We start from the raw sequence: 15,853 nt of genomic DNA, 5'->3' as shown, positions 1-15,853 counted from the left end.
AAGCCAAAAACGCCAATTGAAAAACTACATATACTACCGCAAGTTTAGCGATAGCGTAACTTGTGGTTCAACACAGAGTCAGTTTATGAACTGACGTAAGTTTGTAAACTGACAACATGAGCAACCACAAGTTACGCTGACGCTAAACTTGCGGTAGTAAATCAACGCGCGTTTTCGGGCTCATTTCTGAAAACGAGGCCGAAAACGGCTTTTTATTTTTGCACCTGATGAAACTCCGCGAAGTATTTATAGAACAACGGAATGGTCTCAATGCCTTTCATAAAGTTGAAAATACCGAAGTGTTCGTTAGGCGAATGAATGGCATCTGAATCCAGCCCGAAGCCCATCAACACGGTATCAACGCCCAACTCAGACTTGAACATGGCCACGATTGGAATACTGCCGCCGCTGCGTACGGGCACCGGTTTCTTGCCAAAGGTGTCTTCCATGGCCTGCGCCGCCGCTTTGTAACCCGCCGAGGTGATGGGCGTGACAACCGGTGCGCCGCCGTGGTGCGGCTTCACCACTACTTTCACGCTGGCCGGGGCAATAGACTCAAAATGCTTCTGGAAAATGGCCGTGATTTCCTCATGGCTTTGGTGCGGCACCAAGCGCATAGAGATCTTCGCGAAGGCTTTGGAGGCAATTACGGTTTTAGCGCCTTCGCCGGTATAACCGCCCCAAATGCCGTTCACGTCCAGCGTGGGCCTGATGGAATTGCGCTCCATGGTGCTGTAACCTGCTTCGCCGTGTACGTCTGGCAAGTCCAGGGCCTTTTTGTAGGCGTCCAGGCTGAAAGGCGCTTTGGCCATCTCGGCGCGCTCTTCCTGACTCAATTCGTCTACTTTGTCATAGAACCCCGGAATGGTGATGTGGTTGTTTTCGTCATGCAGAGACGCAATCATTTTACACAAGATATTGATAGGATTCGCCACCGCGCCGCCGTACAAACCAGAATGCAGGTCACGGTTAGGGCCGGTCACTTCCACTTCATGGTAACTCAAACCGCGCAAACCGCTGGTCACCGAGGGCACGTCATTTGCCAACATGCCCGTATCTGAAATCACAATTACATCACAGGCCAGCATTTCTTTGTTGGCTTTCACAAACGTAGCCAGGTTCATGGAACCAACTTCTTCTTCGCCCTCAATCATGAATTTCACGTTGCAGGGCAAGCCGTTGTGCTGCATCATGGTTTCAAAGGCCTTGAGGTGCATGTAGGTCTGGCCTTTGTCATCACAGGCGCCGCGGGCGTAGATTTTCTCGTCTTTGATGACCGGCTCAAACGGCGGCGAATCCCAGAGTTCATACGGGTCAGCGGGCTGCACGTCATAGTGGCCGTAAACCAAAACGGTAGGTAAATTCGGGTCGATGATTTTGTCGGCGTACACAATGGGGTTGCCGGCGGTCTCAAAGAGTTGGGCGTTGTCGGCTCCGGCTTCGGCTAATTTCTCTTTTAGAAATTCCGCGGCGCGCAGGACGTCTCCTTTAAAAGCCGCATCAGCACTCACAGACGGAATGCGCAGCAAGTCCAGCAATTCTGAGATGAAACGGTCTTTGTTCTGGTCAATATACGTTTTCATAGTTCTTGGTTTAAAAGCAAAAAGCCACCCGTTTATAGGAATGGCTTTGCTGTGTATTACTTATTTTTTCTTCCCAAACCCGAAATTCACCTTGCTTTCCACGCCCTGCAGCAGGCGTGTGATGTTCTTGCGGTGCGTGTAGACCACCATTAAAGCAATCAAAACGCCAAACACCAGCAGCAACGTTTCTTCTGGTCTGTACTTGGGTAACAACAAAATCAGCGGGAAACAAATAGCCGCCGTCATGGAACTCAACGATACGTACTTGGAAATCAAAAGCATGACAATGAAAATGGCCAGACAGATCAACGCCACTTCTAAATGCACCGCCAGCACCATGCCCATGACCGTGGCCACGCCTTTGCCACCTTTAAAGCCCACGTACACCGGGTAAATATGCCCCAGCACCGCCACCGTGCCCAGAATGATTTTGTACAGCACCACCTGGTCATGGCCAATGGCATAGAAATAGAGCAAGCCATACGCCAAAGACGTGGCTACAAAACCTTTGAGAATATCTACCGCCATTACAATAGAACCCGGTTTTTTGCCCAGCACTCTAAAGGTATTGGTGGCGCCGGCGTTTCCGCTGCCGTGCTGCCGCACATCAATGCCGTAATAGGTTTTGCCAATCCAGACGGCGGTGGGAATAGCGCCCAGCAAGTACGCCAGCAATACGGCTCCGCCGATATATATCAAGTCCATAGAATTCAGTTGAGAGCCCGCAGGAACGCCCTGCCAGCCGGGAAATATCTTCAAATATAGAAAAAAGCCCTCAGGTGCCCCAGCCTAAACTTCAGTTAAAAGAGAATCCCGTTTTGGGGCTCATTTCTGGAAACTGAGCCGAAAACGCAAATTTCTATCTTATCAGAAAACGTAGTGCCGTTCCGCGGAAAAAGATAGTGCTGCGCGGCAAAACTGGTTCAAGTAGGCGGAAACTTTTATTTGCAGCCATTGACCAGCCTTAAAATTTGCTGAAATTTTAACTGTTTAGGCTTCATGGAGACCCGTCGGGCCAGGGCCACCACGCTACGATTCTGTTATGAGGTAAAGAAAATTCCCGTTTGGGGGCTCATTTCTGGAAATGAGCCCCCAAACGGGAATTACTTTAGTGGAGTCTGGAAAACCTATTCGTTGCCGGTAGGCGGAATGTCTGGTGGTGGGACTTCGCCTTCGCCTTTCTTGGCTTTTTTCTTCTTTTCCTTTTTGGCTTTGGGGTCTTCCTCGGTTTCCTCCGCCACCGGAATGTCTGGGGCGGGCTCCACGTCTTCTTTCTTTTTCTTCTCTTTCTTGTCCTTCTTCGCCTTTTCTGCCGGGTCTTCTTTCACGGGAGTGGCCGGTGCAGGTGTTGTGCCGCCAGCTGGTGGCGTGGCAGCGGCAGGTTTCTCAAAGCCTGGTGGCAACGCATCTGTGGACTCTTCTTCTTTCTTGTTTTTCTTCTTCCTTTTGGCTGGTTCCTCCTCGGTTACGGGCGGCGTGTCAAAACCTGCGGGCAAGGCGTCAGTAGATTCTTCCTTTTTATTTTTCTTCGCTTTCTTGCCTTTCTTGCCTTCTTCCTCTGCCGGAGCGGTGTCAAACGTGTTATAGGTGGGCTGCGCGGCTACGGCTTTGACTGGTCCTTGGCCCAGGTAATTCTTCCGGAAGTAGTTCACAAATTCCATTTTCTCTATCTGTTCCAGCGCGTGGAAAGCATACGACCCCGTGCCCGGCCCGCCTTTTGACTTGTTGGCGATGATGGAGTTGAAATTCCCGTCTGCTGACACCATGCCCAGCGCGCCTTCATAGAAACTCAGGTAATACCAGGCGTACGGGCTAGGCTCCAAATACACGGTCACGTTATCGCCGCTGGCGCCGCGCTTGATCTCAATGTAACCGTTGATCTTGGCGTTGATGTCGGTTTTGTCAATGCCGGCGAGGCTCAACGGGCCCACGCTGTACCAGGCATTGGTTTTAGGCGACCACTTCAGCTGCACCTGGTTCAGCACCAAGGTATGGATCAGTTTAGACGAAATCTTGGAGAACGGCACATAATTGGCAGCGGTTTTGGCCTTGAAATCTTCCACGCCTTTGTCGCCAATAAACGCGGCCAGCTTGAACGGCAAGGTAGGGCTGTTGAGATCCACGCCTTCAGGGGCGCCTTGGCTGTTCTTGGCAATGATAGTGCCCATGCTTTCTATGGCCTGGGCCGGAGCGTCAAAATCAAAGGCCATAAAGGTGTCCAGTTCATACAAACTGCTGTCTGCACGCCCAGAACCGCTCCCCGACACTTGCAGGTTGAAGCCTTTCACATTGTTGATTAGTTTGAACTGGCCTTCATAGGTTACCTGCTTGGTGGCGTCATTGTACTGCAGCACGTTACCGGTGTAAGAGTTACCGTAGGCGCGGGCCTCATCGCCTAGTTTGAACTGCTTTTTCTCTTTGTCAAAAGACAGCAGGCCTTCCACCTCAAACACATCCAGGTCATCGTCATACTGTTTTTTAGACACAAAGGTGTTATAGATTTTGCCGTCGGTGGCGTTGATGTGGATACCGGTTTTCAGCGGCGTTCCGTCTGCCAGGGCGGGTTTCTTTATTTCCAGGCGAACGTCTTGCGGGTCCAGGCCTTCGCGTTTGTACAGGAACCAGTCTGAGTTCTCGGCCCCTCTGAACAGCAATTTGGCGTGGCCGTCAAAGTTCAGCAACTTCTGGTTAGAGGCCAGTTGTATGTCACCGTGGTACCGCACATTGGGCAGAATAAACAAGGTGTCTGTCTCTTTCACGTTGGCCATGGCCAGGAAATGCGGGTTGCCGTTCACGCCTTTCTTCTCGTCTTTCTTGCTTACCTCCGGCTGGTTCCAGTCAAACTTGTTGAACTTGATGGCAAACGTGTCCTGGGCCGAGTTGGTGAAGCGGTAAATGGCGTTACCGGTAATCCCGAAGGCGTTGTCTAAATGCAGTTCGCCGCGCACCATCTGGTGAAACTTCTGCACGGAGTCCATGGCCAGCCCGGCGTTCTGGAAAGATTTAAGTTTAGCGTCTTGCAGAATGTGTACCTGGTTGCTGTCTGGGATCAGGTAACTGTCGCCCACCGGAATGTAGGGCACGCCCGAAGCCAGCAAGGTGTAGTTGCTCAGATCATACACCGCGCCCTTGGCCTGGAACGCGATAGAGTCAACCCCTGGTTTCATGGAGTAGAAATACGAGTTGTTCAGGTCATCTGAGCCGCTGGACAAGGTGAGTTTCTTAGTCTTGAAATCCCACTTGCCGCCGCCCAGGCTGGACTTGTACTGCGCAAACGGGAACACGGTGCTGGCGAAGCCTTTCCGCTCTGGCGCATATTCGGCGTAGCCTTCGTCTAAATGAAAGTCCAGAAAGACATCATAGGTGGTGAGGGCTGGTTTGGTCTTGTCTGAGGAGTTGATTTCCATAGATGCCTGGTTGCCATGAATCAAGCCTTTCTTGAACATGAACAACGGCGATTTTATGGCCACATCAGCGTTTTCGGCCACGCCATCGCCAAACAGCGCACTTGGGGTAAAGCCCAGCATGCCTTTGTAAGTGAACCGGTCATTGAACAGGCTCATCACTTCTTTGCCTTTGGAATGCACTTGCAGCGTGTCTTTGTACGGCCACCAGTTCATACTGAAGCCTTTGAAAGCCCCGCTGGGGTAAGAGCCCTGGGCCACAGAACCGCCTTTGAAACTACCTTTGGTACCCGTATTGGTAATGGCCGAATCTACGAAGAACACAAAGGCCGGGGAATGCATGGTGGCCGTCTGGTAGGTGAGCACGCCTTTGCCTTGCAAGCCTTTGGTGTTCATGGTGAGCGTGTCTGTGAATCTGCCTTTGCCGCCGTACACATCAAACCCAGATTTAGGCACCAGGTACTCAAACCCCAAGGCACCGTCTGGCTGAATAGACAGTTTGGTTTCAATGGGCGGAAAGATGCCCCCCGAATGGAACGTGCCGTTAAACCCTACCGCGGAGCCCTTGCTGCTGGTGAGGCTGTCAATCTTAAACGGCGGAATGCTGAAGTACACGCTGGTATCATACACGCCGCCCAAAATCTCTGGTTTGTTGAAATACACCGTGGCCCCAGACACCGCATCTAATGACGGGTAACCAGGCGCCGGCTTGCGGCCAGATTTATTGTCGGCTTTGTTGAGGTAGAGTTTGGCCGTACCCTGGCCGCCCCGGCTTACCAAGGTAAAGGGCGTTTCTTTCTGCTTACCGGCTTTGTCTTTGGTCTGGGTGGTGAGTACCGTGGAGTCAATCTTGGCCAGGTCTATGAAAAACCCGTTGTAGTCAAACAGAAACTCTTTCCCTTTAAAGGTGAAGTTGTTCGATTTCACACGGCCGTTGAACAAAATGTTGCGGTTTTTCTGGATGCGCACTATCTGGCTGTCTGGCTCTGCCACCACGGCCGAGTCACCGCTGAAGGTGAACTTCTTCACGCCGCGCAGCACCAAGTCACCAGTAGTTAAGTCAAGCGTGGCATTCTTACCGGCCGGCGACAGCGCATTTAAATGGATGTAATCAAAGTCTTTCTTGTTTCTTGATGCGTCTACAAAATGGTAGGCTTTGTCAAGCAGGTAGACATTTCCGGTATTGGGGTCATAGTCTACATAACTGCCCTGGGCCAGCGTGGTCAAGGCATTGTGGAGCGTCTCTGGTTTTATCTTGGTGCTTTCAGACATCTCCGCAATATGAAACGCACGCGTGCCCTGCTGCAAACCATAACCTACCGCCGCGTACAGTGGGTGGAAGTTGGAAATGGTCTTAATCTGCTGAAAACGGGTCTCTGTGTAGTATTCTTTGGAGTTGACCTGCGCCGGTACCTGGTTTTTGGCCGTGAGTATAGCGAAATCAATCTTTTGCTGGGTTAAATCCCACACCGCCATGTCTGTGGTCAGTTCCATCTGGTGGTACGAGTGGGAGTAGGGCGTCATTTTGTACAAGCCGTCTGGATTCAGCAAAACCAACCGCTTGGCGTCTTTGTTGTACTTGAATTTGGTGCCCGGGTGCGTGATGGAGTCTGTGCCTTGGAAGACCGCAATACTGGCCAACGGCGCTGTGATCAAACTGTCTGTGATGGTATAGTTTCTAGACGACGCCCTGAATTTGCGCACCCCGCTTTCTGACACCCAAATGCTGGAGGTACTACCGTCTAAGGCAGCGCTCATCAAGGTATTGCCGTGCAGAGACATACCGCCTATGTACTGAATGTCTGCCCCAAAGCGCTTGATTTTGGCATCATTGGTATGGGAGATGAACCGTGGGTAGCCGCTCTCACCGTTGGCTTTGGGCTTGATGATTTTATGCTCCAGATTTCCTCTGATGTCATTTTCGGCCACGGTGGGCAGGTTAAGCAACACGTCTTCGGCTTTAAACCCGGATTTTGACACGTCAATGGCCAGGCCTTTGAATTCAGCGGTGGCAACACCGCCCAGGGTGTTCCAGGAGTATTTTCCGCCCTGGCCCACGTATTGGTTTCCGTTAAGAGACACGGCACCGGTGGTTCCTTTAATGGTCACGGAGTCAAACGGCGTGGTGAAGAGCAAATCTGCTTTGTCTAAGACAATAACAGGTCCGGCCAACACGGGTAGCGGCTGCGCGAAGTACTCAAACCGTTTCTGGGTCAGGGGTTCTTCTTTTACTACCGGGGCAGGTTCCTCTTTCTTAGCCGGCGTTTTTGCCGCAGTTTTGGCGGCGGTTTTTGGCGCTGTTTTCTTTTTTACGGGCTTCTTTTTGGGTTGATCCCAGGCGGCCCAAGGGTCATCTGCCACGGGTTTGGGTTTAGTGGCTTCCCAAGCATCCCAGGCGTCTTCCTGTTTGGCTACTTTCTTGGCAGGGGCAGCTTTTTTAGGCGCAGCCTTAGCAGCGGGTTCTACTTTAACCACGGGCTCTGCCGGAGCAGGCGCGGGTTCATCTCCCCAGGCGGGTGCGCCACCGGCGTCTGCGTTTCCTTCTTTGTAATCAAAAGAGAAACTTCCGCTCAAGACGCGCATGCCGTTGCTAGGGCCTTTGTACAAGGTTTTGGAGCTTAGGAATAAGTAGGAGTTGCTCAGGAATTTCTCGAAGACTTTGTAATCTTGCTTTTGCAGGGTCTGTTCAGTCACGTGCAGGAACTTGTCAAGGTTGGCGCCGGTGTATTGGTGCACGTTCACACTGCTGGCCAACGCCCCGAAGAAGTTCTCAAAATGCGGCCTTGACTTCAGCTTTTTCTTGAGCATCTGCTGCGTGAGGTCCATCACCTTGGTTTTCTGGGCGGCGCTGAATTTGCCGGAGTTCCAGGCGGTCTCCAGGCCGGTGGCGGCTTGCAGGGCGGCCTCGTTCTTGGTGGCGGTCATCATGGCCCGCACATCTACCAGAAACTGCTCCGGGTTATCTGCGGTCACTTTATAGGTCTGCGCAAACCCCGTTACCCAACCCAGCGCCAAAACCAGAAATAAAGAAAGATGCTTCATAAGAAGATAAGATACTGAAAATTAGCCGTTTTTCCTGAAAATGGCTGAAACCCAATTGTTTTTGCTTCGCTGGGACTCTAAGGTGAGGCCATGCGCGGCTGCTTTTTCCTGCAGCACGGGGAGGTCTTCGGTGTAAAAGCCGCTCAATACCAAGGGGCATTGGGCCGGGAGCAACTGGCTGTACACCGAAATATCTTCCAGGAGCACGTTGCGGTTGATGTTGGCCAACACTATATCAAAGGGCGCCTCGCCGGTTAATACTTCGGCATCGCCTAGTTTCACTTGCAGCGCTTGACAGCCGTTGCGGGCCGCGTTTTCCTGGGCGTTTTCCACGGTCCAGTCCTCAATGTCCACGGCCAAAACATTGGTGGCGCCCAGCTGTTCTGCTAGAATGGCCAGAATTCCGGTGCCGCACCCCATGTCTAATACGCGCTTGCCTACGTGATTCAGGGTTAATTGGTTCTCAATCATAAGCGTGGTAGTCTCATGGTGCCCTGTGCCAAACGACATTTTAGGCGTAATTACCACATCATATTCCACGCCGTCTGGTTTGGGATGGAAATCGGCGCGCACAGAGACTTTGTTGGAAATCAGCAGCGGCTCGAAGTTCTTTTCCCATTCCTCGTTCCAGTTCTGCTTGGGGATGGTTTTCACCGCGTACGGAAACGCACCCGCAAAACTGTAGCGGGCCAGCACTTCCTGCAACGCCTCTTCTGAGTACACATCTTCGGTGACATAGGCCTGAAAACCTTCTTCGGTTTCCTGGAAGGTGTCATAGCCCAGTTCGCCTAATTCAGCGATCAGCATTTCAGTGTTTTCTGGTGAGGCGGTAATGGTGACTTCAATATAATCCATGGTGATGTCTTGGGTTGGTGGCAGCTTTTCAGGGCCGCCTATTTAAAGGAAACGATGGGAATGGATAGAACGTGCGTTTTCGGGCTCAATTTTGAAAACGAAGGCAAAAACGGGCACCTCACCCCCAGCCCCTCTCCCACGGAGAGGGGAGCTTTTTAATAAGCTTCAGGGTAACATTACAACAAAGCGTTTTCGGGCTCATTTCTAGAGATGAGCCCGAAAACGCTTTTGACAAATTGCTTTAACTCAGAACTCCCGACTCAGAACTCAGGACTTTTCTTAAAAGCCCTTGATGATGTCTGTGAAGTCTCTGGATTTCAACGATGCCCCGCCAATCAAACCGCCGTCTACGTCTGGCTGCGCGAACAGTTCTTGGGCGTTACCGGGGTTGGCGCTGCCGCCGTACAGAATGGTTTTGTTGAAGGCTGCCTCGGCGTCAAACAGTCTGGAAAGTTCTTCGCGTATGCTGGCGTGCATTTCCTGGGCTTGCTGGCTGCTGGCCGTTCTGCCGGTGCCAATCGCCCAGATAGGCTCATAGGCAATCACAATCTTGTCGAACTCCTCGTTGCTCAGATGCGCCACCGTGTCTCTCAACTGTTCGTTCACGTATTTGAAATGGTCTTCGGCTTCCCGCACTTCCAGCGGTTCGCCGCAGCAGAAGATGGGTTTGATGCCTTGGCCCAGCGCCGCTTTCATTTTCTTCAAAAGCAAATCTGCACTTTCATTATGGTACTGGCGGCGCTCTGAGTGGCCCACCAACACATATTCCACACCTACAGATTTGAGCATTGCCGCCGACACTTCGCCGGTGTATGCGCCGCTTTCATGCGCGCTCACGTCCTGCGCCGCCAAATGCAAACGCGGGTTGCCCTGAATCAACTTGCCCACTGCGCTCAGAAACGGAAACGGCGGCGTCACAATCACGTCCACGTTGTCTGTGGTGACTTCGTCTCTGACCATGTTGTCAATCTCGCTCACCAGCGCCTGCGCGTCTTGGTCGGTTTTGTTCATTTTCCAGTTGCCGGCAACAATGTTCTTTCTCATAGGGGTTGGTTTTGGGTGATAGGGCGTACCCTGCGTTTTCGGGCTCATTTCTGAAAATGAAGCCGAAAACGAAAGTCTGCGCCAGCCGCTAAGTTAGTGAATTGACAGGATTTGGGTTGAAGGAAAGGGAAGGAATCTTACTTAGCTAGCGCTTCCAGTTTTTTGAAAGACTTTTTGCTTAGCTCAATTGCCAATACGCCGCACTCAGCTCTATAACCGTAAATGGCTGAAGGCACTGCGCCGCGTATAACTTCCAGTTTTTTTACTCTAGCGTCAATTAATATGCTAGCAATTTTCATTACATAAGAGGATGAAGTTTCTTCATATCCCAACAATTTGCCATTCACAATAATAATTGGTTTACAATCTGTTATGATTTTGTTTGGTTTAGCTACTCTAATCTGTTTGGCTGAAATTCTGTCCGGCATTGACCGAAGCACCATTACCGCTGTGTCCTGTACCATCCTAAATGTTAGCGCCTCAATTTTTCCTCTCAATGGAAGTGTCTCCAGACTATCTAGCCATTTGTTGTTTGCCTCAACGGTAGTGATTAGCCCAGAACTTGAACCTTGTTGAGCATACCCTAAAACGGTAATAAAATTCATGAACAGGCAGAGCAGATACAGCTTCTTCATATTTACTTTTCTACAACTGTCTCCAGCAATTCTGATTGAAACATGCTGGCTGGCGAAATTACTTTCTCATCATATGGAATATTGTTTCCATAACGCTCTTTCATTTTGGCCTGCACGGGTTTGGCGCTTAAGTCAAAGTCTTTCAGCTGTCCCAGTTTCCCAATTTGCAAACCGGTGGCGCGTTGGTACACTTTCCAAATAAGTTCTGAACAGTAAATTTTATCATCTGACCATTCAAAGGTGAGGTCATAGTCTTTGCCGGCCAACGCATTACCTTCCTTTTTCATTTTGGCTAGTACTGAGGGCGTTAACACCTGCTCAGCGTTTTTCAGGCGTTTCACCACAAAATGACCGTTTTCGCCGCGGGCTATCCATTTAGCTAAGGGTGTGCTGGAAACTGGCTGCACCGCCTCAAAAACATAATAGGCGCCGTTTTCTTGGTAGATGATGCCGCAGTGGCTGTATTTAGACTTGGTGGCCACTTGAATGGCCTGACTCTGCGCTGAACGAGACGTGTGGAAAATTAAGTCGCCATTCTGAAAGGAATTCTTCTTCGCCAAATTCTGCACCTGTGCTTCCGCATTCGCTAACAGAATTGGTTTATCGTACCGCCTCTTCAAGAAATAACCTGCCGCCAACAGCGGAATCAACACTAACAGCAACAGTATATATTTCGCCTTCATCATACAAGCAAAGTACTGAAAATTGAGGAAACAAAAAGACCTGTGAGGTTATGAAAACCTCACAGGTCTACCAAGAATTTCCGTTTTCGGCTTCATTTCTGGAAACGAGGCCGAAAACGGCTTTCCTTACAACTTCGGTTTCAGATACTTGGCGGTGTGGTTCTCTTCTGACTGCTTGGCCAAATCTTCTGGGGTGCCTTCAAAGAGCAGGTGACCGCCATTGGTACCGCCTTCGGGGCCGAGGTCAATAATCCAGTCGGCGCATTTGATGATGTCCATGTTGTGCTCAATCACCAGGACGGTGTTGCCGTTTTCTACCAGGGCGTTCAGCGCGGTCAGGAGTTTGCTGATGTCATGGAAGTGGAGGCCGGTGCTGGGTTCGTCAAAGATGAACAGGATGTTGCCGTTGTGCGGCGTGGAGCCTTTGGTCAGGAACGAGGCCAGCTTCACGCGTTGCGCTTCGCCGCCCGACAAGGTGTTGCTGCTCTGCCCCAATCTGATGTAGCCCAGGCCCACGTCTTGCAGCGGTTTGAGTTTCTCCAGTATCTTGGGCTGGTCTTTGAAGAAAGTTAGGCTGTCATCAATGGTCATGTCCAGCACTTGGGAGATGTTTCGCTCTTTGTACTGAATGTCCAGAATGTCTTGTTTGAACTTCTGGCCTTCGCAGGCCTCGCAGGTGAGGTAAATATCAGCCATGAACTGCATCTCAATCTTCACCTGGCCTTCGCCCTGACAGACTTCACAGCGACCGCCCTCAATGTTAAAGGAAAAGTGCGACGGCTTGAACCCGCGCGCCTTCGCCAAGGCCTGGTCGGCGTACATGGTCCGGATGGCGTCATACGCTTTCACGTAGGTCACCGGGTTGGAGCGCGACGACTTGCCAATTGGGTTTTGGTCCACGAACTCGACGTGCGCCACCTTGTTGATGTCGCCACTGAGTTTGTCGAATTTCCCCGTGGCATCGGCGTGGCCGCCTAGGGATTTTATCAGCGCCGGCGCTAAGATTTTCTTGATTAAGGTGGACTTACCCGAGCCGCTCACGCCGGTGACCACGGTCATCACGTTCAGCGGCATTTTCACGGTCACGTTCTTGAGGTTGTTCTCACGGGCACCATGAATCTCCACGCAGTTGCGCCACGGCCGGCGCTGTGTTGGAACGGGCACTTCCATGCGGCCACTCAGGTAACGACCAGTGTAGGTGTCGCTTTTGAGCAAGTCCTGGAACGTACCCTGGAACATAAGATTTCCGCCACCGGAACCAGCCTCTGGGCCGATGTCCAGCACTTGGTCTGCCACTTCCATCATGCCTTCCTCGTGCTCCACCACAATCACGGTGTTGCCCATCTGCTGCAAGGTTCTGAGTACGCCAATCAACTGGTCAGCGTCTTTGGGGTGCAGCCCGATGCTGGGTTCATCTAAGATATACATAGAGCCCACCAAGGCGCTCCCGAGGGAAGTAGCTAAGTTAATCCGTTGACTCTCGCCACCAGACAAAGTATTGGAAAGTCGGTTCAAGGTCAAATAGCCCAGGCCCACGCGCACCAAATAACTGAGGCGGTTGGTGACTTCGGTGACTAATCGGTCTGAAATGGCCTGGTCGTTGGCGCTCAGTTCCAGGCCTTGGAAAAACTCCAGCGTTTTGGTCACGGGCATCAAGACTAAATCTGTGATGCTTTTGCCCGCCACTTTCACGTAGCTGGCGTCTTTGCGCAATCTACTGCCTTTGCAATCTGGGCAGGTGGTGCGGCCGCGATAGCGGGAAAGCAGCACGCGGTACTGAATCTTGTGCGTCTGTCCCGAAATGTGCTTGAAGAAATCTGTGAGGCCCGAGAAGTACTTGTTGCCTTTCCAGAGGAGTTCCTGCTGTTCTTCGGTTAATTCATTGTAGGGCCGGTGAATAGGAAAATCAAACCGAATCCCGTTTTTAATCAAGGGCTGCAGCCATTCGTTCTGCTTCTCGGTGCGCCACGGGGCCACGGCTCCCTCAAACACGGTGAGGCTTTTGTCTGGAATGACCAGGTCTGGGTCAATGCCCAACACGCTGCCCCAGCCTTCGCAGGTTTGGCAGGCGCCGTAGGGGTTGTTGAAGCTGAAGAAGTTGACGCTGGGCTCCTCAAACACCATTCCGTCCAGCTCAAAGCGATTGGAGAACACGCGCTTTTCTTCGCCCATCTGAATGTGGCATTCGTCGTGGCCTTCATAGAACGCGGTCTGCACGGAGTCGGCCAGGCGCATCTGCACGTTCTCGGCTTCCTCGTCATGGCGTACTACGGTGCGGTCAATCAGAATGAATACTTCGCCTTTGGGTTCTGGCTTTCCTTCGGCTATTAGTTCTTCAATGAAAAACGGTTCACCGTTGAGCAATACTCTAGAATAGCCTTTCTGCAAAAGCAAGTCCAGTTCTTTGCTGAGTTTTCGTTCTTTGCTTTGCTTGAGCGGGGCCAGAATCATGAGGCGCGTGCCGTCGGGCTGGGTCATCAGAAAATCCACCACACTGCTCACAGTGTCTTTCTTGACTTCGTTCCCAGACACCGGCGAAATGGTCTTTCCTATGCGGGCGTACAGCAGCTTGAGATAATCGTAAATCTCGGTGCTGGTGCCTACCGTGGAGCGGTTGTTCCGGATGCTCACCTTCTGCTCAATGGCAATGGCCGGACTGATGCCGCGTATGTAATCCACATCGGGCTTGTCCATACGCCCCAAAAACTGGCGGGCGTAGGAACTCAGGCTTTCCACGTACATGCGCTGGCCTTCGGCGTAGAGCGTGTCAAAGGCCAGGGACGATTTGCCGGAGCCCGAAAGGCCGGTGACCACAATGAACTGGTTGCGCGGAAGGGCCACGCTCAGGTTCTTTAAATTATGGACGCGGGCCCGCTTGATGATGATGTTCTCACGGGCATCTAATGCGTCTATCTCTGAATCTTGGAAGTTGTCTTCTGTCATATGGAATAATAGCCTCTCCAGAACATAAACCGCGCAGGAATAATTCTGTTGCGCGATTAGAAAAACACCGGGAGGCCAATCCGCAAAGGTAACCAAACGCAACGGCATTTAGAAGCCTGTTTGCCAATGCGTTTTTGGCCTCGTTTCTCAAAATAGAGCCGAAAACAAAGGTTAAATTTGCGCTTACTGCGTAGAGTTCGTAACTTTCACGCCAAGTTTCTCATAAAAGACAACTTGTCACCTATTGTTCAACCACATTCATTAAAATAAGTACCGTCATGGGAAAAGGAGATCCGAAAAGTAAAAAAGGTAAAATCAGCATGGGTTCATTTGGCAACGCCCGTCCTAAGAAAGCCAAGAACGAAGCCACCAAAGCTGCGAAACTAGGAAAAGCCACTTCAGATAAGGCTGCTACGGCAACTGCGTAGTCTGCCAATTTTTTAGAACCGGGAACGCCCGCTGGATTTCATTTCCGGCGGGCGTTTCTGTTTTTGGCCTCGTTTCTGAAAACGAGGCCGAAAACAGCAGTTGGCAGAGACACTCGTAGGAGCTTCGCACACTACGAGGTCTTTTGTGCTGCTGCTATTCCACGCATTTCGTCCCCCTTTGAAGGGGGTAGGGGGATGATAACTCGTGCTGAATTTCTTTAAAAGAATCCATAAAAGAATCCATCGCATTCCTTTCTGCCCCTATATACCGCAAGTTTAGCGCTAGCGTAACTTGTGGTTTTGCACTTGTAAGTCTATTGACTTACGTAAATTTATAAACTTACCGTGTAGGCAGCAACCATTATGCTAGCGCTAAACTTATGGCAAGAACGGAAGCAACACGCGCCATCATCTCCCTACCCCCTTCAAAGGGAAGCGGAATGCGTGCAAATTCTAAAGACAAAATTCCCGTTTTCAGCTTCATTTTCAGAAACGAGGCCGAAAACGGAAATCTTACCTCTGCCTTTTCTCTGGGCTGACAGCTTAAGGCTACTCCTGAAAATATTCCCTACCTTTGTCAAAAGACTTCCCCAACCTTGAAAGCCAGAATTCTCTTTCTTGCCGTGTATCTGTTTCTGGGCTCTCTTTTGCCCAACTCAGACCTGCACGAGCTTTCCAAGGTGTCTTACATGCTGCAGCACTACCAAACCCACGTGGCCCTGAACGGTCAACTGAGTTTCACCGAATTCCTGCACATGCATTACCAGGGCGAGGAAAACACCCGCTCAGAAAACCACGACCAGCTTCCGCTCAAGCAGATGGGCAACTCGGCGTACGACTATTTTGTGGCCATGCCCATGTTCCAATCGCCGTTTAGGGTAAACACCGCCCCAGAGCCGCAGCAATTCATTCCTTTAACGCAACCCCGCGTGCCCGACGCCTTTACCGGCAGTATCTGGCAACCTCCCCAATTCGCGTAAGCACTTCTTTTTTGTTGGTGAGTTGAGCTTGACTTCTGGCTGATTTCAAAAGGCTGAATTTATGAAAGCAGGATTTTCGCTTTAAGTCGATTTTACTTTGCAAACCGAGCCACTTCTTCTCTTTTGTCATCCTGAAAGGACCTTTTGGGCGAATTAGAATAGCGTTTAAAAAGTGCTTTTGCAGTTTGCAACCGAGATGACAAAGAAAGGGCAAGTTCTTTCAGTTCTGTTTTTATTACTGGAACTTCCGTTTTCG

The 15,853-nt window shown here is 51.1% G+C and carries 10 protein-coding genes; 2 read left to right on the top strand and 8 right to left on the bottom strand.

The genetic code is table 11. The annotated features are described in order from the left end of the window. Positions 1-212: 212 nt before the first annotated feature. The 8 genes from IMY23_RS15820 to uvrA all read right to left on the bottom strand — a co-directional run bounded on the left by IMY23_RS15820 (position 213) and on the right by uvrA (position 14,189). A complete protein-coding gene (locus tag IMY23_RS15820; RefSeq protein ID WP_192823026.1) occupies positions 213-1,583 on the bottom strand; it encodes a dipeptidase in 1,371 nt (456 codons plus the stop codon). Between the two features lie 60 nt (positions 1,584-1,643). Beyond that, complete coding sequence (plsY, locus tag IMY23_RS15815) at positions 1,644-2,288, bottom strand: glycerol-3-phosphate 1-O-acyltransferase PlsY (RefSeq protein WP_192823025.1); 645 nt, start codon at positions 2,286-2,288, stop codon at positions 1,644-1,646. 422 nt (positions 2,289-2,710) lie between these two features. Next, positions 2,711-8,029, bottom strand: a complete 5,319-nt coding sequence (locus IMY23_RS15810) for a hypothetical protein (RefSeq protein WP_192823024.1) — start codon at positions 8,027-8,029, stop codon at positions 2,711-2,713. Positions 8,030-8,050: 21 nt separating this feature from the next. Further along, a complete protein-coding gene (gene prmA, locus IMY23_RS15805; RefSeq protein ID WP_192823023.1) occupies positions 8,051-8,884 on the bottom strand; it encodes a 50S ribosomal protein L11 methyltransferase in 834 nt (277 codons plus the stop codon). Between the two features lie 279 nt (positions 8,885-9,163). Next, positions 9,164-9,928: a triose-phosphate isomerase gene (gene tpiA / locus IMY23_RS15800; protein WP_192823022.1), complete on the bottom strand. Its 765-nt coding sequence runs from the start codon at positions 9,926-9,928 to the stop codon at positions 9,164-9,166. A 137-nt stretch (positions 9,929-10,065) separates the two neighbouring features. Further along, a complete protein-coding gene (locus IMY23_RS15795; RefSeq protein WP_192823021.1) occupies positions 10,066-10,563 on the bottom strand; it encodes a hypothetical protein in 498 nt (165 codons plus the stop codon). A gap of 2 nt (positions 10,564-10,565) precedes the next feature. Further along, positions 10,566-11,249, bottom strand: a complete 684-nt coding sequence (locus IMY23_RS15790) for a YiiX family permuted papain-like enzyme (RefSeq protein ID WP_225986523.1) — start codon at positions 11,247-11,249, stop codon at positions 10,566-10,568. A gap of 123 nt (positions 11,250-11,372) precedes the next feature. Continuing rightward, complete coding sequence (gene uvrA, locus IMY23_RS15785) at positions 11,373-14,189, bottom strand: excinuclease ABC subunit UvrA (protein ID WP_192823020.1); 2,817 nt, start codon at positions 14,187-14,189, stop codon at positions 11,373-11,375. A 278-nt stretch (positions 14,190-14,467) separates the two neighbouring features. Here uvrA and IMY23_RS15780 point away from each other — a divergent pair, with 278 nt between their 5' ends. Next, entirely contained in the window at positions 14,468-14,617 is a 150-nt protein-coding gene (locus IMY23_RS15780) for a 30S ribosomal protein THX (protein WP_192823019.1), read from the top strand. A 596-nt stretch (positions 14,618-15,213) separates the two neighbouring features. Continuing rightward, on the top strand, positions 15,214-15,597 hold the full coding sequence (locus tag IMY23_RS15775; RefSeq protein ID WP_192823018.1) for a hypothetical protein: 384 nt from the start codon (positions 15,214-15,216) through the stop codon (positions 15,595-15,597). Positions 15,598-15,853: the final 256 nt, after the last annotated feature.

Origin of the sequence: Rufibacter sp. LB8 (genome assembly GCF_014876185.1) — a bacterium.
In the GTDB taxonomy this organism is placed as follows: Bacteria; Bacteroidota; Bacteroidia; order Cytophagales; family Hymenobacteraceae; genus Nibribacter.
This window is presented reverse-complemented; position numbering and strand designations above follow the sequence as displayed.

Excerpts from the sequence above, each read along its gene's own strand:
- IMY23_RS15820 (WP_192823026.1), bottom strand. The coding sequence starts at position 1,583 with ATGAAAACGTATATTGACCAGAACAAAGACCGTTTCATCTCAGAATTG.
- plsY (WP_192823025.1), bottom strand. The coding sequence starts at position 2,288 with ATGGACTTGATATATATCGGCGGAGCCGTATTGCTGGCGTACTTGCTG.
- IMY23_RS15810 (WP_192823024.1), bottom strand. The coding sequence starts at position 8,029 with ATGAAGCATCTTTCTTTATTTCTGGTTTTGGCGCTGGGTTGGGTAACG.
- prmA (WP_192823023.1), bottom strand. The coding sequence starts at position 8,884 with ATGGATTATATTGAAGTCACCATTACCGCCTCACCAGAAAACACTGAA.
- tpiA (WP_192823022.1), bottom strand. The coding sequence starts at position 9,928 with ATGAGAAAGAACATTGTTGCCGGCAACTGGAAAATGAACAAAACCGAC.
- IMY23_RS15795 (WP_192823021.1), bottom strand. The coding sequence starts at position 10,563 with ATGAAGAAGCTGTATCTGCTCTGCCTGTTCATGAATTTTATTACCGTT.
- IMY23_RS15790 (WP_225986523.1), bottom strand. The coding sequence starts at position 11,249 with ATGATGAAGGCGAAATATATACTGTTGCTGTTAGTGTTGATTCCGCTG.
- uvrA (WP_192823020.1), bottom strand. The coding sequence starts at position 14,189 with ATGACAGAAGACAACTTCCAAGATTCAGAGATAGACGCATTAGATGCC.
- IMY23_RS15780 (WP_192823019.1), top strand. The coding sequence starts at position 14,468 with ATGGGAAAAGGAGATCCGAAAAGTAAAAAAGGTAAAATCAGCATGGGT.